The organism is Xanthomonas sp. CPBF 426 (assembly GCF_903989465.1).
Taxonomy (GTDB): domain Bacteria; phylum Pseudomonadota; class Gammaproteobacteria; order Xanthomonadales; family Xanthomonadaceae; genus Xanthomonas; species Xanthomonas euroxanthea.
Genome location: NZ_LR861805.1, coordinates 2,410,764 through 2,429,391, shown reverse-complemented (window position 1 = coordinate 2,429,391; position 18,628 = coordinate 2,410,764). Strand labels below are relative to the sequence as shown.

Sequence of the window (18,628 nt, the reverse complement as noted above, 5' to 3'; positions counted from 1 at the left end):
GGAACGCACAGGGTTGTTGTGATCGTCATCACTTTTTTCTCACAAACCAACCCTATATTCGGCTCGACACATGACGTAAATCACGTTACTCGACGCTACAGACGTTTCCCGCATTTGCGGTGTGCATTCTTCCCCCCACCCGAGCGCGCGCTGTCGCGTCCGGTTCGAAGCTGCAATCACCGAAGGAGTTTGAATGGACGCAACGCGTTCGGTCCTGCTTGCCTCCAATTACGAGGCATGGCCAGAGGCCTTCAATGGGCAGGCGTATGCGTTGCTCAACGTGATCCGCAGCCTGGAACACGCGCAGTTGCTGTGTCCGCCCGCGGCTGAGTACACCCGTGGACGCGGCGTCAATCCCGGCGTGTCGTATCTGCTCAACGAACTCACACACCGTGGCGTCTCTGCGCTGCAACGGCTGAGCGGGCGGCCTGCGCTGTCCAACGCACAGCCCCGGGTGGTCGAACAGGACCATGACCTGTTCTTCTACGTGTGCCAGTTCCCCAGGGAATTGGGCACGCTGGCCCGCATCAAGGGATGGCGCGAGCGCTGCCGTACCCGCGTGGTGTATCTGCTGGAAACCTGGCCGGAATTGCTGGACTCGCAGAAGGCCGAGTTGAAACTGCTGGACCAGTTCGACCATGTCTTCGTGCTCAACGCCAGTTGCGTCGATGCGCTGCGCCGCTACACCAGCACCCCGGTGTCGTTTCTGGCCAGCGCCTGCGACACACTGCTGGCGACGCCACTGCCGCGGCCGCCACAGCGCTGCATCGATGTGGTCAGCATCGGCCGGCGCATGCCGCAGGTGCATGCGCACTTGCTGGCACATGCACAGGCCAATCCCGATTTCTTCTATCTGCACGATGTGCTGCGCGGCGGCGCGGTGCAGGACTGGGCGGCACATCGGCTGCAGTCGGCCGCCATGATCAAGCGCGCCAAGTTCTTCATGGCGCACGACTTCGTGGTCGACACCCAGGGATTCTTCAAGGGTGTGAAAAAACAGGCGCTGGCAACACGCTATTTCGAAGGTGCCGCCGGCGGCGCGGTGATCCTCGGCTCCGCGCAGGCATGTCCGGAATTTGCCCAGTACTTCGATTGGGAAGACGCCGTGATCGAGCTGCCGGCCGATGGCGCGGAGATCGGCCCGTTCCTGCGCGATCTGGAGCAGCAGACCGAGCGCCTGGAGCGTGCCCGTCTGCACAACGCCGTGCAGTGCCTGCGACGGCACGACTGGGCACACCGGTGGGCGCAGATCCTGCAGACGCTGCAGTTGCCGCCCCCACCGCTGATGGCCGAGCGCCTTGCCATGCTCGACAACCTGGCCACGATGGCCGAACAGGCGGCCTGCCCGCCGGCGATCGCGCTGAGCATGACCGCCTAGCGCCTTATCGCACTGCGCCGCGACCAGCGGCGCCTCAGTTCAAGGATCAGCAATGAAAGCAGTCATTCTGGCAGGCGGCCTGGGAACGCGTATTTCCGAGGAAACCGCCATCCGCCCCAAGCCGATGGTGGAGATCGGCGGCAAGCCGATCCTCTGGCACATCATGAAGATCTACGCGCACCACGGCATCCAGGATTTCATCGTCTGCCTGGGCTACCGCGGTGAGGTGATCAAGGATTTCTTCATGAATTACCACATGCGCGAATCCGACGTCACCTGCGACCTCGGCAGCAACACCACCACCTTGCACAACACCCGCGCCGAGCCCTGGCGTGTGACGCTGGTCGATACCGGCGCACAGACCATGACCGGCGGCCGGTTGCGCCGCGTGCGCGAACATCTGCGCGAGGAGGCCGCGTTCTGCATGACCTATGGCGATGGCGTGGCCGATGTGGACATCACTGCCGCCATCGCGCTGCACCAGCGCGAAGGCCGCATGGCCACGGTCACCGCCGTGCAACCGCCCGGCCGCTTTGGCGCCCTGCGGGTGGAAGGCGAGCAGGTCACCGGATTCCGCGAGAAGCCGCTGGATGGCGATGGCCTGATCAACGGCGGTTTCTTCGTGCTCGATCCGCGCGTGATCGATGTGATCGAGGGCGATGCCACCGTGTGGGAGAACAGCCCGCTGGAAACGCTGGTCGATCGCGACGAGCTGAGCGTGTATCGCCACGACGGCTTCTGGCAGCCGATGGACACGCTACGCGACCGCAATCATCTCGAAACCCTCTGGTCGTCCAATCGCGCGCCCTGGCGCGTGTGGGAGTAACAACATGCGTATTCTGATCACCGGCAACATGGGCTACATCGGCCCGGTCGTGGCCGCGCATTTGCGTCAGCGCTATCCGCAGGCCTGGTTGGTCGGGCTGGATCGCGGCTGGTTCGCGCACTGCCTGTCCGACCCACGCCGCCTGCCGGAAGTGGTGCTGGACCAGCAATGGTTCGGCGACGTGCGCGATCTCACCGCGCAGCAGCTGCAGGGCTTCGACGCGGTGGTGCACCTGGCGGCGATCTCCAACGATGCGATGGGCAAGCGTTTCGAGCTGGTCACCGATGCAATCAACTGCCGCGCCAGCGTGGCGGTGGCGCAGGCGGCCGCGCAGGCCGGCGTGGGGCACTTCGTGTTCGCCTCCAGCTGCAGCGTGTATGGCGCCGCCGCCGATGGCACGCCACGTTCGGAAACCAGCGCCATCGCACCGCTAACGGCGTATGCGCATTCCAAGATCGATACCGAGCGCGCGCTCGCACAGCTGGACACCGACATGGTGATCACCTGCCTGCGCTTTGCCACCGCCTGCGGTGCCTCGCCGCGTCTGCGGCTGGATCTGGTGCTCAACGATTTCGTCGCCAGCGCGGTGGCCAACGGCACCGTGGAGGTGTTGTCCGATGGCTCGCCCTGGCGGCCGTTGATCCATGTGCGCGACATGGCGCGCGCCATCGACTGGGCAGTGAGCCGTACGCCCGCGGCCGGCGGGCAGTTCCTGTTCGTCAATGCCGGTTCGGAGCGCTGGAACGTGCAGATCCGCGATCTGGCCCATGCAGTCGGCGTGGCGATTCCCAGTGCGCACGTTGCAATCTCCACCAGCGCGCCGACCGACAACCGCTCCTATCGCGTGGACTTCTCCCTGTTCGAACGCCTGGCGCCGGAACATCAGCCGCAGGAAACCCTGCGCTCCACCATCACCGAGCTGCGCGACGACCTGCAGCGCACCGGGTTCAATGATGGCGACTTCCGCCAGCGCTCGGACTTCATTCGTCTGCGCATCCTGCAGCAGCTGGTCGACACAGGCGCCCTGGCAGCGGATCTGAGGGTGGCTGCATGATCTTCCACCCCACCCCGCTGGCAGGCGCGTTCGTGATCGAGCCGCAGCAGCGTGGCGATGAACGCGGCTGGTTCGCACGCGTGTTCTGCACCCAGGAGATGGCGCAGGCCGGCCTGGTCGATCAGTTCGTGCAGGTCAACAACTCGTTCAATGCGCAGGCCGGCACCTTGCGCGGCATGCATTACCAACTGCCTCCGGCCGCCGAGGTCAAGATCGTGCGCTGCATCCGTGGTGCGCTATGGGATGCGATCGTGGATCTGCGCCCGGATTCGCCCACCTACCTGCAGTGGTACGGCACTGAATTGACTGCCGACAATCGCCTGGCCCTCTACGTGCCGCGCGGCTTTGCGCATGGCTTCATCACCCAGCAGCCGCAGACCGAGGCGTTGTATTTCGCCAGTGCGATGTACACGCCGCAGGCCGAGCGTGGCTTGCGCTGGAACGATCCGCGCCTGGGCGTGCAGTGGCCGCTCGAACCAGAGCTGGTGTCCGACAAGGATGCTGCCTGGCCGGACTTCAACGAACACCAACACGGCATCCCCACCCTTTCCGGACTCACCCAGCGGGAGCGCGCATGAACATCGATCGTCTATTGCAGGCCCGTGCTGTCGAAGGCCGCCCATTGCGTGTCGGCCTGTACGGCGCCGGCTTCATGGCACGCGGCATCGTCAACCAGATCGCGCACTCGGTGCCGGGCATGCGGGTGTCGGCGATCTGCAACCGCAGCGTGGACAAGACACTGGAGGCCTACCGCCAGGCCGGCCAACACGCGCGCGTGGTGGATGGCGCCGGCGAGTTGAAGCGCCAGATCGCTGCCGGCATTCCTGCGGTGACCGACGACCCCGCACTGCTCTACGAATGCGATGGGCTGGATTGCCTGATCGATGCCACCGGGGCCATCGACTACGGCGCGCGCATCAGCCTGGGCGCCATCGCCCATGGCCGCCACATGGTCACGATGAATGCCGAACTCGACGGCACCGTCGGCCCGCTGCTCAAACGCAAGGCCGACGCGGCCGGGGTGATCTTCAGCGCCTGCGATGGCGACCAGCCCGGCGTGCAGATGAACCTGTACCGGTTCGTACGCTCGATCGGTCTGACGCCGCTGCTGTGCGGCAACATCAAGGGCCTGCAGGACCCGTATCGCACACCGGCCACACAGGCCGGTTTCGCCGCGAAATGGGGCCAGGACCCGCATATGGTCACCAGTTTTGCCGACGGCACCAAGATCAGCTTCGAGCAGGCGATCGTGGCCAATGGCACCGGCATGTCGATCCTGCAACGCGGCATGACCGGCCATGAGCATCGCGCACATGTCGACGAACTGACCCGGCGCTACGACATCGAGGCCCTGCGTGCGGTCGGCGGGGCGGTGGATTACGTGGTCGGCGCCCTGCCCTCGCCCGGCGTGTTCGTGCTGGCCAGCCACGACGATGCCAGGCAGCAGCATTACCTCAATCTCTACAAGCTCGGCGAAGGTCCGCTGTACAGCTTCTACACGCCGTACCACCTGTGCCACTTCGAGGTGCCGCTGTCGGTGGCGCGGGTGGTGCTGCTGGGCGATGCAGTGCTGCAACCCCTGGGCGCGCCGTTGGTGGAAGTGATTGCCACCGCCAAGCGCGACCTGGCCATCGGCGAAACCATCGACGGGCTCGGCGGCTACATGAGCTACGGCCAGTGCGAGCGCGCCGACGTCACCGCAAACGCAAGGCTGCTGCCGATGGGCGTGGCCGAAGGCTGTGTGCTCCGCCATGCGGTGCCCAAGGACCAGGTGCTGACCTACGACGACGTGCAGTTGCCGGCCAATCGCCTGATCGATCGCCTGCGTGCCGAGCAGGCCAGCGTCTTCGCCGACGCTGCGGAACTGGCTGCCTGAGCGCGCAGACAGCGGACTGCGGCCGCGTGCCGATGCCGCAGCCGACGGCCGTGCTGCCTGCCCGTCCCACCATCGGCGTGCTGCAGGCCGGGCGTGCGCTGGCCGCCACGATGGTGGTGCTCAGCCACAGCGTGCTGCCCACCACGCACCTGGTGCAGCCGTTACCGGCATGGCTGGCCGCGGCGCTGGCGCACGGCTACCTGGGCGTGGATTTCTTCTTCGTGCTGTCGGGCTTCATCATCTACTACGTCAACCATGCCGGTGCGGGCACGCCGGGCTGGAGCCGCGATTACGCCGGCAGCCGTCTCAGCCGCATCTATCTGCCGTACTGGCCGGTGGGGATCGCGCTGGCGCTGGCCTATACGTTGCGGCCCAGCCTGGATGATGGCGACACCGGCTGGTCATGGCTTGCCACGCTAACCCTGCTGCCGGTCGGCGGGCAGTCCGCATTGGGCGTGGCGTGGACGCTGGGTTACGAGCTGATGTTCTACGCACTGGCGTGGCTGTTCTTCCGCAGCGGGCATCCGCTGCGCTGCGCGCTGCTCTGGGCGGGCCTGACGCTGCTGCATGCCGCCGTTGGCGCGCCGTTCGCGCAGCCGGTGGAGCTGTCCTGGCGGGCGTTGCTGCTGCATCCCATCACGCTGGAATTCGTGTTCGGCATGCTGGCGGCACGCGCGGTCTTGAGCGCTGCACCGTGGATGGTGTGGGTCAGCCATGCAGTTGCGGTGGTCGCGTCCGCGTGCTTCGTGCTCGATGGCATGCAACGCGTGCATTCGCCGCTGTTCGGCCTGGCGATCGCCGGCGCAGTGGTCGGCCTGGTGCGCGCGGAGTGGCGTGGCTGGCTACGTATCGGCCCGGTGCTGCTGTTGCTCGGCAATGCGTCGTATGCGATCTACCTGGTGCACATGCCGCTGATGTCGCTGGTGGCACGCACCACGCGGCGGATGGGGCCGCTGGCCACCTGGCCGGTGAACCTGCTGCTCAGCGTGGGCGCCGCACTGCTGCTCGGCGTGCTCTATCACCTGTGCTACGAGCGCATCGCGTTGCGGCATGCGCGCCGCCTTCTGCGTTGAAGCGTCACGATGCCGCCGCGCGTGGATTGGCGCGCGCGGCGGTCCGCAGGTCGCGCTCAGCCCACCGCCTGCTCCAGCACCATGCCGGCGCGATCGTCGCACTGCGCTGCCGCCTCGGATAAGGCAGCGCCCACCAGCAGCAGGGTCGGCAAGCCGGGCAGCATTGCCGCAGCGGTAATCCCCAGCTCGCCCAGCGTGGTGAGCCGGCGTTGCTGCTCGGGCCGGGTGACGGCCTGCACGATGGCCGCCGGCGTGCTGGCCGGCAGATGCACCAGCAAGGCGCTGGCCAAGGCCTCGGCACGCCGCAGGCCCATGTAGATGCCCAGCGTCGTGCCGCTGGCGGCCAGTGCGCCCCAGTTCGGTTCGCCGTGATCGTGCGTATGCGCGGTGACGAAGGTGATGCCATGGCAATGGCTGCGATGGGTCAGCGACACCTCCAGCGCGGATGCCGCGGCGAATGCGGCACTGACGCCGTTGATGATCTGCACGCCCACTCCGGCGCGGCGCAGGAAGCTGATCTCCTCGCCGGCGCGCCCGAACAGCAGCGCATCGCCGCCTTTGACGCGCACCACGCGCAGGCCCTGCAAGGCGTAGCGCCGCATCAGCCGGCAGATGAAATCCTGCGGCGTCGAGCGGCAACCACCACGCTTGCCGACCCGGATCACCCGCGCCTGTGGCGCGAGGTCGACGATCTGCGGGTTGGCCAGATCGTCCAGCAACACCACTTGCGCGGCCGCCAGCGCCTTGACCGCCTTGACGGTGAGCAGGTCCAGATCGCCGGGGCCGGCGGACAACAACACCACATCACGTACGCAGGAAGGAAGGACTGACATGAGAAGGTCTCGCAGGATGTGAGGTCAGGAAGGCCGCTCAGGCGTGCCGTGGTTGCCGGCACAGCCGGGTGAGTTGCGGGACACAGGAGCCGCAGACCGTGCCGCAGCCAAGGCGTTGCTTGAGCTGGGGCAGATCGGCACCGTCGTCGATGGCGGCATGGATCGCAGCAGTCGAGACCTGCATGCAGCTGCAGACGATCGGGTCGCTGGGCGCGCCCTGCGTCTGCGCAAACACCGCCAGCCGCGGACCAGGCCACGGCAGGCCTGCCAATGCGGTGCGCAGTAATGCCTGGTTTGCCTCGCTGGGCTGCGCCGCGGTGAGCAGCAGGCCGTCGATATGGCTGTAGCCATCCTGCATGCGCCAGCCCACGCGACGCATCAGCCCGCGGCGCAGGTCGCGGTACTCCAGCACGTCGGCGCCGGCCGGCAGCTGCAGTGCCGCAATCAGACGGTCGAGCCAGCCGGCATCCGGGGCGCGCTCGCAGGCCGCATGCAAAACCGCCCAGTGCCCGCCGGCCCCGGCCAGCGGCTCGGCATGCAGCCGCAGCGATGCATAGCCGCAATCGCGCAACAGCGGCTGCAGCGCCCGTTGCAGGGCCAGCGCATCGCCGCGCCGCGCCGCCAGCAGATGCCAGCCGAACACCGCCTTCTCCACCCGCACCGCCGCATGCTTGAGCTCGGGCTGCTGCGAGCGCGCGTCCACCGCCGGGCTGCTGACTTCGTTGATGCCGCCGCTGGACAGGTGCTGCCCGCTCCAATGCATCGCAGCGAACACGGTGCCCGAGCGCAGCTCGTCGGAGAGTTCCAGCGGCAGCACCAGCGCACCGCGCTTGCTGGCGATCTGCACCAGCTCGCCAGCGACCAGGCCGCGTCGCGTCGCATCGTCCGGATGCATGCGCAAGGCCGGTTCGGGGCTATGCGCAAACGCTGCCGGCACGCGTCCGCTGCGCGACATGCCATGCCATTGGTCGCGCAGCCGTCCGGTCAGCAGCCGCATCGGGAAACGTGCCGAGGTCGGCTCGGCCACCTTGCGATACGGCGTGGCGTGGAAGCGCGCGCGCCCGTTGCCGGTGGCGAACACGCCGTCGGTATAGCGCCGTGCCTGCCCGTGTGCGGCGCCGGCAGGGAATGGCCACTGCTGCGGCCCGCCATCCAGCATCGGGTAGTCCAGCCCGCCGATATCCAGGTCACGGCCCACCGTCAACGCGCGATGCTCGTCGAAGATCTGCGCGGCGCTGTCGAACCCGAACAGGCCTGTGCCGCTCGCTGGTGCAAGACGCGCCTCGAGCCGGCGCGCCACTTCACTGCCGATCCACCAGTCCGCGCGCGCCTGGCCCGGCGCGTCCACCGCCTTGCGCACGCGGGTGATGCGACGCTCGGAGTTGGTCACGCTGCCGTCCTTCTCGCCCCAGCTGGTGGCCGGCAACAGCACGTCCGCATATGGCACGGTGTCGGTGCCGGAGAACGCGTCCTGCACGATCACCAGCTCGGCCTGTTCCAGTGCGGCGCGAATGCCATCCACCTCCGGCATCGAGTGCACGGGGTTGGTACACACGATCCACACCGCCTTCAGGCTGCCGGCACGCAGGCGCTCGAACAACTGCACGGCCGGTGTGCCGGCCGTGGCACTCAGCCGGCCGGCCGGCAGATGCCACAGGCGTTCCAGCTCCGCACGGTCCTCGGCATTGCCGATCTCGCGATGCGCCGCCAGCATCGTCGCCATGCCGCCGACCTCGCGCCCACCCATCGCATTGGGCTGGCCGGTCAGCGAAAACGGGCCCGCCCCCGGCTTGCCGATCTGCCCGGTCGCCAGATGCAGGTTGATCAGCGCCAGGTTCTTGTCGGTGCCCTGCGCGGACTGATTCAGGCCCATGCAGTACAGCGACAAGGCCGCCGGGCTGCGCCCGAACCACTCGGCCGCCTGCACCAGGTCCTCATGCGAGATTCCGCAGATCTCGGCGCTCATGCGCGGGGTGTATTCGCGCAGCAGGTGCTTGAGTGCGTCGAAGTCCTCGGTATGGGCCGCAACGAAACGCGCATCCACCAGACCCTCCCAGATCAGGTGATGCAGCATGCCGTTGAACAGCGCGACGTCGGTTCCGGGCTCGATCGCCAGGTGCAGGTCGGCCATGGCCGCGGTGTCGGTGCGACGCGGGTCGATCACGATCCAGCGAATCCCGGGATTGCGCGCGCGTGCATCTTCCAGGCGGCGAAACAGCACCGGATGCGCATACGCCATGTTGCTGCCGGCAAACAGCACGGTCTGCGCCAGCTCCAGATCCTCGTAGCAGGTCGGCGGGCCGTCGGCGCCCAGCGCGAGCTTGTAGGCGGTGACCGCGCTGGACATGCACAGGCGCGAATTGGTGTCGATGTTGTTGGTGCCGAGCAGGCCCTTGGCGAGCTTGTTGAAGACGTAATAGTCCTCGGTCAACAACTGGCCCGAGAGATAGAACGCCACCGCATCCGGGCCATGCTGCTCGATGATCGCCGCCAGCTTGCCGGTGACGTGGTCGAGCGCCTGATCCCAGCTCACTACCGCCCGCGGCGCCTGCCGATGACGACGCAGTTCGGGCGCGAGTACGCGCCCCTGGGTGCTGGCGACGGTCTGCGGCAAGGCCAGGCCCTTGCTGCACAAGCGGCCATGATTGGCCGGATGCAGCGGGTCGCCTTCGATCGCGACGATGCGTTCGCCAGTGGCATCGTGCTCGCTGTGGATCAGCACCCCGCACCCAACGCCGCAGTAGCAGCAGGTCGAACGCGTGATGCGGTGCAACGGCGCGGGCGTCTGCGGCAGCACCGCCCCACCGGTCAAGGGTCGCTGCTGGCCGTCGCTCATGCGGCCGGCTCGGCGACGACATCCGGCAGCGATACCGGCTGCAACACGATCCACACCGCCTCGGCCTCCACCTTGACCGGGTAACGCGGCGCGCAGCCCACATCCGGCGCGCAGGCCTGGCCGCTCTGCAAGGCAATCGCCCAGCCGTGCAACGGGCAGGTCACCGTTTCGCCGGCCACGATGCCCTGCGACAACGGCCCGCCCTTGTGCGGGCAGCGGTCGCGCAACGCAAACACCTGGTCGCTGGCGGTGCGGAACAAGGCGATCGGCGCAATGCCGTCGACTTCGAGCACGCGCGCGCCCAATGCAGGCAGGTCCTGCAGCGCGCACACGCGGATCCACGGGGTCTGCTGCATGTTCATTCCTCCACCGTCGCGGCCGGCGCGGCGATGCGCAGCGGTTGGTACTCCTGCCGACGTTCGCCGGCGATGCGCGCCTTCCACGGGTCGACCAGGCCTTCCAGCGAATACAGCAGGCGCTCGTACAAGGCACGCCGGTTGGCCGCGTCGTCCACCACCTGTGCGCGGATGTAATCCAGCCCCACCCGTGCGATGTAGTGCACGGTGCGATCCAGGTAATACGCCTGCTCGCGGTACAGCTGCAGGAACGCACCGGTGTATTCGCGCACGTCCTCGGCGGTGCTCACCTTGACCAGGAAGCGGGCGACCTCGGTCTTGATGCCGCCATTGCCACCGACATGGAGCTCCCACCCCGAGTCCACCGCGATGATGCCGACATCCTTGATGCCGGATTCGGCGCAGTTGCGCGGGCAACCGGACACCGCCAGCTTCACCTTGTGCGGGCTCCACATATTGGCCAGCATGGTTTCCAGGTCGATGCCCATCTGCGTGCTGTTCTGGGTACCGAAACGGCAGAACTCGCTGCCCACGCAGGTCTTCACCGTGCGGATCGACTTGCCGTAGGCGTGGCCGGAGGGCATGCCCAGATCGCGCCACACATCCACCAGGTCTTCCTTCCGGACCCCGAGCAGATCGATGCGCTGGCCACCGGTCACCTTGACCATCGGCACGGCGTACTTGTCGGCGACATCGGCAATGCGGCGCAGCTCGCCGGCATTGGTCACCCCGCCCTTCATCTGCGGAATCACCGAGAAGGTGCCGTCCTTCTGGATGTTGGCGTGCGCACGCTCGTTGATGAAGCGCGACTGCGGATCGTCGATGGCCTCGTGCGGCCAGCTCGACAACATGTAGTAGTTGATCGCCGGCCGGCAGGTCGCGCAACCATTGGGCGTGCGCCATTCCATGAAGGCGTAGGCCTGTGCATGGGTCAGCAACCTGTGCTCGCGAATGGCGCGACGCACCTCGCCATGGCTCAGATCGGTGCAGGCGCAGACGGCCTTGGTTTTCGGCGTTTCCTGGAAGTTGGAGCCCAGGCAGTTCATCAGGATCTGCTCGACCAGCCCCGTGCACGAGCCGCAGGAACTGGCCGCCTTGGTGTGCTTCTTCACCTCATCGACGGTGAACAGCCCCTGCTCGCTGATGGCTTTGACAATCGTGCCCTTGCACACGCCGTTGCAGCCGCAGACCTCGTCGCTGTCGGCCATCGCACTGGCGCGGTCCTGTCCGCCGGTGCCGGCATCGCCGAGTGCGCTCTCGCCGAAGATCAACTGGTCGCGCTGCGCCTGGATCGGCGTGCCGTCCTTGAGCAGCTTGAAGTACCAGCCGCCATCGCTGGTGTCGCCGTACAGGCAGGCGCCGACCAGCACATCGTCGCGGATCACCAGCTTCTTGTAGACCCCGCCGGCCGGATCGGACAGCACGATCTCCTCGCAGCCATCGCCGCCCATGAAATCGCCGGCCGAAAACAGGTCGATCCCGGTGACCTTGAGCTTGGTCGAGGCCACCGAACCGCGGTAGATGCCGATGCCGAACTGCGCCAGGTGATTCGCGCACACCTTGGCCTGCTCGAACAACGGTGCCACCAGGCCGTACGCAATGCCACGGTGGTTTGCGCACTCGCCCACTGCGTACACGCGCGGATCGAAGCTCTGCAGGCTGTCGTTGACCACGATGCCGCGCGAGCAATGGATGCCGGCGTCTTCGGACAGGCGGGTGTTCGGGCGGATGCCCGCTGCCATCACCACCAGATCGGCCGGGATCTCGCTGCCATCGGCGAACTTCACGCCAATCACCTCGCCCTGCGCATTGCCCAGCAAGGCACTGGTCGCGGTACTCAGCTTGAACTCCAGCCCGCGCGCGCGCAGTGCCTGCTGCAGCAGATTGCCGGCCACCGGGTCGAGCTGGCGCTCCAGCAACCACCCGGCCAGATGCACCACGGTCACGTCCATCCCGCGCAGCTTCAGGCCATTGGCCGCTTCCAGGCCGAGCAGGCCGCCACCGATCACCACCGCATGCTGCTTGCTGCGCGCGGTCTCGATCATCGTGCGCGTGTCCTGGATATCGCGGTAGCCGATCACACCGTTCAAATCGTTGCCGGGGATCGGCAACACGAACGGCACCGAACCGGTGGCGATCAACAAGCGATCGTAGTCGGCCTCGGTGCCATCGGCGGCGATCACGCGGCGACGCACCCGATCGATGCGCGTGACTTCCTTGTTCAAATGCAACTGGATGCCATTGTCCCGATACCACTGCAATGGATTGAGCACGATGTCGTCGAACTCCTGCTCGCCGGCCAGCACTGGCGACAGCAGGATGCGGTTGTAGTTGGGGTGCGGCTCGGCCCCGAACACGGTGATCTGGTACATGCCCGGCATCAGCTTGAGCAGTTCCTCCACAGTGCGGATGCCGGCCATGCCATTGCCGATGACGACGAGTCTGGGTTGCTTCATTGCCTGGTTTCCTGTCGACATGTCAGACCCGCGCCGCGCCGGCGCTGGACCATTCGCTACGCCACTGCGTCTTGACCCCGGCCAGCAACGCCCAACCACCGAGTGCGAACGCAGCGAACACCCACATGCCGATCGCGTAGCTGCCGGTGTGCTGCTTGAGCACGCCCAGGCCTGCAGCCAGCGCAAACCCGCCGATGCCGCCGGCCATGCCGATCAAGCCGGTCATCACGCCGATGTCCTGCGCAAACCGCTGCGGCACCAGCTGGAACACAGCGCCATTGCCGGCGCCCAGGCACAACAAGGTCAGCACGAACAAGGCCAGCGTCACCATCGCACCGCCCGCACCGACACCTGCGATGCCCACCAGCGCAGCCACCAGGAGATAGACGGTGAGCAAGGCGCGCGTGCCACCAACGCGGTCCGCAATCACGCCGCCCAACGGGCGCATCACCGACCCCGCCAGCACGCAGGCAGCGGTCGCCCAGCCGGCAGTGCGCGCATCGAAGCCGAACTGGTCGTGGAAGTAGCCCGGCAACGCGCTGGCAAACCCGGAGAAACCGCCAAAGGTCACCGAATAGAAAAACATGAAACGCCAGGCATCGCGGTTGCCCACCAGCACGCGGCCGTAGTCGGACCAGCGCTTGCGTGCGACCGGTGCAGGCGCCTCCTTCGCAATCAAGACAAAGACGATCAGCGTCAGCAGCAACGGGATGCATGCCAGTCCGAATACATTCTGGTAACCGAACGCCAACGCCAGCATCGGTGCGAACAACGCCGCCAATACGGTGCCGGAATTGCCCGCACCGGCAATGCCCATCGCCGTGCCCTGATGCTCGGGCGGATACCAGCGCGAGGCCAGCGGCAGCGCAACCGCGAACGAGGCGCCGGCAATGCCGAGCAACACGCCCAGCAGCAACACCTGCCCCATGCTGTGCACGCCGAACTGCCAGGCACCAAACAACGACGCGATCACCGCAAGCTGTGCGGCAACGCCCGCACGCTTGGCACCGATACGATCGGCCAGCATGCCCAGCGCGAGCCGCAGCACGGCGCCGCACAGGATCGGCACCGCCACCATCAGGGCGCGCTGCTGCGTATCCAGTCCCAGCGATTGCGCAATCGGCACCTGCAGCGGACCGAGCAGATACCACACCATGAAGCTCAGGTCGAAATACAGGAAGGATGCGAACAAGGTGGGCGTGTGCCCGGATCGCCAGAACGAGCGCTGCATAGAGACCTCTTCGAATGCGATGGCCAAAAAAAAACGGCGCCCCTCCGGTAAAACCGGAAGGACGCCGTTGTCCTGGATGCGTGCGGATCGCCGTTGATCCGCTGCATCGTGTGTGTGTTGTTGCAGGTACGCCGTTGCACCTGCACGTGAGTGCCAAGCAATCAACGTGCCAACTTGCGCACCCGGGCATCATGCCGCTGCAAGTCACTGGAAAATGGTGGCTTTCTTGCAATGCCTGCAGTTCGCCAACGATCTGTCGAGGAACGGATGCAGCGTGCGGTTCCCGGCTTTCGTGCGCCGATGCACCAATAGCGTGCGTCGGTTGGTGCGCGCCCTGCCCCATCGCACGGCTAAGAGCGCCGAATACATCTGGTGCACTACAAGGGCGCGGTGTCCTTATTAGATGCAGTCAAATGTTTAGGTCGAAGCTTGGCTAGTCGAGGGCGCGATGCCCTCGCCGCTTGCGGGACATGCCGTGAATCCATCCGTGGACGCTCGGTGGCGGCCTCCATGCCGCCACACGGTCCCGCAACCGGCGAGGGCACCGCACCAGGAAGTTGATCGGCTGCCCTTTCTTAGAGTCTTTATTCAACTTGCGCCGGGCAGATGAGAAGTTTGTGGGGTGCGTATCGAAGACCTGTCTGCCGCCCGGCCTGCGCTGGGAAGTCGATCTAACGCACTGTGATCCGAACAACGCACCTCATGCCCTGCTTGCAACCACACACCGACCATCTCCACAGGTCCTTGCCCGCTCACCGTCGCGGGACCTTGAGCGGCATGGATGCCGCGCCAGAGCCTACAGGGACGTACTTGCGGCGTGTCCTGCGAGGGTGGGCGGGCAAGGGCCCTGCAACCAAGCGGCAGACCACATGCCTCGCGCCGTTGCGGTTGCCGTTGCCGTTGCCGTTGTAATTTTTGCCGCTGCTTCCGCTTCTGCCCGATCCAATGCATCCAGCCAGTGCACTCCGGCTGGCTGGCCGCACGACCCTCTTGTCAGCCACGCTCAGCGCGAATCGAACAACCGATTGCTGCGGTGATCGCCCTCCGGCACGGCCACGCCGATGCGTGCGGCCGCGCGCCGATAATTGTCCAGTCGATGGATGTCGCGCAGCCGCGCGATGTCGTCTTCCTGGATGTCATGCCAACCCCAGCGTTGAAACTGGGTCAGGAACCACTCGCCGTCCGATAGCCATGGCATGTTGACCGCGCCATCGCGGTGAAAGGCCAGCGCCGTCCCATCGTTCGCAGATGCCTTCGCATCGGCATCGGCATCCAGGCAGGCCGCCAGATGCGCAGCCGACACGCCGATATGCTGCGGTTCGGCCAGCCACTGCGCACATTGCGCGCGATTTGCCGGGTCCGCATCCAGCCAGCGGCAGGCCTCCAGCACGCAAGCGGTCAGGCGTTCGGTCAACTCGGGTTGCAGCGCCGCGAATTCGCGCCGGCAGGCCAGCACTTTCTCCGGATGGCCGGCCCACAGCTCGCCACTGCGGATCACCCGTCGACCGCTGCCCTGCGCCTGCGCAACCGCCGCCCATGGCTCACCGGAGCAATAGCCATCGACCAGGCCACTGGCCAAGGCGTCCGGCATCTGCGGCGGCGGGATGCTGAGCACCTCCACTTCGCGCATCGGGTCCACGCCGCGTGCGGCCAGCCAGTAGTACAGCCACAACGCATGCGTGCCGGTGGGGAAGGTCTGCGCGAACACGGCGCGGCGACCCAGGCTGGCCAGCGCCTGTGGCAAGGTCTGCCCATCGGCCAAGGCCTGCGCGAGCGCAGGTGCCAGCGTGATCGCCTGGCCGTTGTGGTTGAGCGTCAGCAACAGCGCCATCGGGCACTGCGGCCCGGCAATGCCCAGGTCGATCGCATAGACCAGGCTGGCCAGGGTGTGCGCGGCATCGACCTCGCCCGCCAGCAGACGGTCACGTACGCCGGCCCAGGACGCCTGCCGTTGCAAGTGCAGCTGCAGCCCATGCACGTAATCCAGGCCCAGTCGTTGCGCCGCGACCAGGGGCGCGCAATCGATCAGCGGCATGTAGGCCACGCGCAGTACGGGGAGGTCGGCTTGGCTCATGTGGTCATCCCAGCAACTCGGCCATGGCCACGATGCGTCGCGCCACTTCGGCCAGTTTGACGCCCTGCTTCATCGCCTGCTGGCGCAGCGCCGCGTAGGCGTCGGCCTCGCTCAGGCCGCGTTTTTCCATCAACAGGCCCTTGGCGCGATCGATCAGCTTGCGGTCCTGCAGCGCCTGCTGCACATCGTCCAGGCGCTTGCGCATGCTGCTTTCCTGCGCAAACCGCGCAAGCGCCACCTGCACGATCGGCGCCAACCGCGCCGGCGCCAGACCATCGACCACATAGGCAGTGACACCAGCGCCGACGGCCGCATGGATCAAGGCATCGTCGCCATCGCCGGAAAACATCACCACCGGGCGCGGCGCGTGGGCATGCAGCATCGACAGTTGCTCCAGGGTGTCGCGCGAGGGCGAGTCGACATCGATCACCACCACGTCCGGCTGCTGACTCTGTACCGCATGCAGCAAGGCACCGACCGATGCCACATCGTCGAGCACCGTGTAGCCGGCGCGCGTCAATGCCTGACGCAGTTCGCCGATCGGCTTTTCGGTATCGTTGACCAGCAGGACACGCATTGGCGGCAGCGAGGCGTGGACGTGGCCTGATGGTGCCATGCAACATGCCGTCGATGCGAGCCATCCTTTCGGAGTACGTCTGATGCCGTTGTTCCCGTTGTTCGCAAACCTGCAGGCGCGCGCCGTGCTGGTCATCGGCGGTGGCGAGGTCGCCACGCGCAAGGTGCTGGCGCTGCTCAAGGCCGGTGCGCACATCCGCCTGTACGCGCATGCGCTCTCGCCCGAACTGGCAGAGCTGATGCAGGCCGGCCGTTTCGAACAGTTGGGCGGCCAGTTCGATCCGGCCTGGATCGATGACGTGTGGCTGGTGGTCGCCGCCACCGACGACGGCGCGTTGAATCAACGTGTCGCCGCTGCCGCCGGTGCGCGTCAGCGCCTGGTCAACGTGGTGGACGATGCGGAGCTGTCGACCTATCAGGTGCCGGCCATCGTGGACCGCGATCCGCTGGTCATCGCCATTTCCTCCGCCGGTGCCGCACCGATGCTGGCACGCCGCCTGCGCGAACGGCTCGAGCGCGAACTGGATATCTCGGTCGGTCGCTTCGCCGGCCTGTTTGCGCGTCACCGCGAGCGCATCCGCAGCCAGTTCCCCGACATGAACCGGCGCCGGCGCTGGTTCGACCGCGTCATCGACGGCAACGTGCCGCTGCTGCTGCAGGCCGGCAACGACGACGCGGCCGAAAGCGCCTTCATCGCCGCACTGGACGATGCCGGCGCGGTGCCGGCACGTGGCAGCGTGCAACTGGTCGGCACCGGCCCGGGCGATCCCGGCCTGCTCACCCTCAAGGCGCTGCGCGCGATGAATCTGGCCGACGTCCTGCTGATCGGCGACGACATCCCCGAGGCAGTGCTGGAACTTGCAAGGCGTGATGCCTCACGCCGCGGCTTGCCGCACGATGCCGCGGCACAGCACGATCTCTTGCTGGAACTGGCCACCGAAGGCCTGCACGTGGTCGCATTGCGCAGCGGCGCCGGTTACAGCGATACCGATGCTGCCGCAATCCAGGCCGCGCTGCAGGCGCGTGGCCTGGCGTGCGAGCGTGTGCCCGGCATTGCTGCGCGGCTTGAAGCCGACGCATGAGCGGTGTGCGCGTGTAGCCACCGCCTCAGGTTTTCGGAAAGCGCTTGCGCGCACTGTCGCGCACATCGATATCGAAGGTCACCTGCAACGCCGTCTGTTCGGCATGGCCAGCACCGGCGTCGAAGCTGAAGCGCAGTCCCTCGCGGCTGGGCAATTGCCGTGCATGGTCTTCCAGCGCATCGCGCGGCACCGACAACTGCCAATGGTCGGTGGCGCAGTTGCAGGCTGCATGACCACCGGTCAGGCTCACGCTGTGGCGCACCAGGCGCGCGCCCTGCCCGCTCGGCAAGCGGCTCAGGTTCTCGACCGTGCGCCCGGCAAGCAACTCGGCCAGTTCGGCTTCGTCGATGCGAAAGCGCAGCTGCTGACCTTCAATCTGGATTTTCATGCGTGAGCTGACTCCACTGCTCGGGCGTATTGCAATTGACGAACGAGGCGCGTTGGCTGGCGGTGACAGCCACGCGATGGCAATGCAATGCGGCCTGCAGGGCGCGCAGCGAGCGCGACGGCCCGGCGCCGGCCATCAGCGCAGCGAGTGCCTCACGCACAGCGGCATCCAAGTACAGCCGCATTGGCAACATCTGGTCTTCGAAGGCAACGCAGCGCCGATGTGGCGGGGCCAGCAGCCGCTCCAGCAATGCCCTGGACAGCAGTGGCATGTCGACCGGGACCACCACCAGCGTCACTGCATCGGCCAGCCGATCGATGACGCTGGCCAGGCCGCCCAGCGGCCCCAGGTCCGGCTGCACGTCGGCAATCCCGGCATAGCCCGGGCGATCGCCGCTGATCACCACATCGCGCGCGCCGGCATCACGCAGCAAGGCCTGCATGTGCTCCAGCAACGGACGGCCGTGCCACTGCAGCAGCGCCTTGTCCCGCCCCATCCGCGAGGACCGGCCACCGGCCAGCACCAGACCCGTCCAGGCAGGCGTGGCGCTCATGCCGCCCGCCCGCCGGCAACACAGCGCGCCACGTGC

General features: G+C 66.7%; 16 protein-coding genes. 7 read left to right on the top strand and 9 right to left on the bottom strand.

Translation table 11 applies throughout. The features are described from left to right. The first annotated feature begins 193 nt into the window (after positions 1–193). From H7A87_RS10395 to H7A87_RS10370, 6 genes are read left to right on the top strand one after another with little or no spacing between them, the layout of a single operon-like run. Complete coding sequence (locus H7A87_RS10395) at positions 194–1,378, top strand: glycosyltransferase (protein WP_119128761.1); 1,185 nt, start codon at positions 194–196, stop codon at positions 1,376–1,378. 52 nt (positions 1,379–1,430) lie between these two features. Beyond that, positions 1,431–2,204: a glucose-1-phosphate cytidylyltransferase gene (gene rfbF, locus H7A87_RS10390; RefSeq protein WP_047125361.1), complete on the top strand. Its 774-nt coding sequence runs from the start codon at positions 1,431–1,433 to the stop codon at positions 2,202–2,204. A gap of 4 nt (positions 2,205–2,208) precedes the next feature. Then, the gene (locus tag H7A87_RS10385) at positions 2,209–3,258 is read left to right on the top strand and encodes an SDR family oxidoreductase (RefSeq protein ID WP_119128762.1); all 1,050 of its coding nucleotides are present in this window, start codon (positions 2,209–2,211) and stop codon (positions 3,256–3,258) included. Then, a complete protein-coding gene (rfbC, locus tag H7A87_RS10380) occupies positions 3,255–3,836 on the top strand; it encodes a dTDP-4-dehydrorhamnose 3,5-epimerase (protein WP_119128763.1) in 582 nt (193 codons plus the stop codon). Before H7A87_RS10385 ends, rfbC begins: the two co-directional genes overlap by 4 nt. After that, positions 3,833–5,134 carry an SAF domain-containing protein gene (locus H7A87_RS10375; protein WP_119128764.1) on the top strand — a complete coding sequence of 434 codons (1,302 nt, stop codon included), beginning with the start codon at positions 3,833–3,835 and terminating at the stop codon, positions 5,132–5,134. The genes rfbC and H7A87_RS10375 overlap by 4 nt, the downstream gene beginning before the upstream one ends. Before the next feature lie 50 nt (positions 5,135–5,184). After that, positions 5,185–6,207, top strand: coding sequence for an acyltransferase (locus H7A87_RS10370; protein ID WP_232087960.1), 1,023 nt, complete (start codon positions 5,185–5,187; stop codon positions 6,205–6,207). 56 nt (positions 6,208–6,263) lie between these two features. Here H7A87_RS10370 and cobA read toward each other — a convergent pair whose 3' ends face one another. From cobA to H7A87_RS10335, 7 genes are all read right to left on the bottom strand, one after another. Next, the gene (gene cobA, locus H7A87_RS10365) at positions 6,264–7,010 is read right to left on the bottom strand and encodes a uroporphyrinogen-III C-methyltransferase (RefSeq protein WP_180497011.1); all 747 of its coding nucleotides are present in this window, start codon (positions 7,008–7,010) and stop codon (positions 6,264–6,266) included. Positions 7,011–7,077: 67 nt separating this feature from the next. Beyond that, entirely contained in the window at positions 7,078–9,876 is a 2,799-nt protein-coding gene (locus H7A87_RS10360) for a nitrate reductase (RefSeq protein ID WP_180496973.1), read from the bottom strand. Next, positions 9,873–10,238 carry a nitrite reductase small subunit NirD gene (nirD, locus tag H7A87_RS10355; RefSeq protein WP_180496972.1) on the bottom strand — a complete coding sequence of 122 codons (366 nt, stop codon included), beginning with the start codon at positions 10,236–10,238 and terminating at the stop codon, positions 9,873–9,875. The genes H7A87_RS10360 and nirD overlap by 4 nt, the downstream gene beginning before the upstream one ends. Beyond that, positions 10,235–12,652 carry a nitrite reductase large subunit NirB gene (nirB, locus tag H7A87_RS10350; protein WP_232087976.1) on the bottom strand — a complete coding sequence of 806 codons (2,418 nt, stop codon included), beginning with the start codon at positions 12,650–12,652 and terminating at the stop codon, positions 10,235–10,237. The genes nirD and nirB overlap by 4 nt, the downstream gene beginning before the upstream one ends. Positions 12,653–12,710: 58 nt before the next feature. Beyond that, positions 12,711–13,880 (bottom strand): nitrate/nitrite transporter, encoded by a 1,170-nt coding sequence (locus tag H7A87_RS10345; protein WP_180497010.1) that lies wholly within the window; start codon positions 13,878–13,880, stop codon positions 12,711–12,713. 1,042 nt (positions 13,881–14,922) lie between these two features. Then, positions 14,923–15,993 carry a CmpA/NrtA family ABC transporter substrate-binding protein gene (locus H7A87_RS10340; protein WP_119128767.1) on the bottom strand — a complete coding sequence of 357 codons (1,071 nt, stop codon included), beginning with the start codon at positions 15,991–15,993 and terminating at the stop codon, positions 14,923–14,925. A 4-nt stretch (positions 15,994–15,997) separates the two neighbouring features. After that, a complete protein-coding gene (locus H7A87_RS10335; protein ID WP_024940396.1) occupies positions 15,998–16,570 on the bottom strand; it encodes an ANTAR domain-containing protein in 573 nt (190 codons plus the stop codon). Positions 16,571–16,652: 82 nt separating this feature from the next. Between H7A87_RS10335 and H7A87_RS10330 the strand changes: the two genes are divergently transcribed. Continuing rightward, entirely contained in the window at positions 16,653–17,651 is a 999-nt protein-coding gene (locus tag H7A87_RS10330; protein ID WP_119128768.1) for an NAD(P)-dependent oxidoreductase, read from the top strand. A 25-nt stretch (positions 17,652–17,676) separates the two neighbouring features. Here H7A87_RS10330 and H7A87_RS10325 read toward each other — a convergent pair whose 3' ends face one another. Both H7A87_RS10325 and H7A87_RS10320 read right to left on the bottom strand, forming a co-directional pair. Next, positions 17,677–18,039 (bottom strand): hypothetical protein, encoded by a 363-nt coding sequence (locus tag H7A87_RS10325; RefSeq protein WP_119128769.1) that lies wholly within the window; start codon positions 18,037–18,039, stop codon positions 17,677–17,679. Continuing rightward, on the bottom strand, positions 18,023–18,592 hold the full coding sequence (locus H7A87_RS10320) for a molybdenum cofactor guanylyltransferase (RefSeq protein ID WP_119128770.1): 570 nt from the start codon (positions 18,590–18,592) through the stop codon (positions 18,023–18,025). Before H7A87_RS10320 ends, H7A87_RS10325 begins: the two co-directional genes overlap by 17 nt. Between the last annotated feature and the right edge of the window lie 36 nt (positions 18,593–18,628).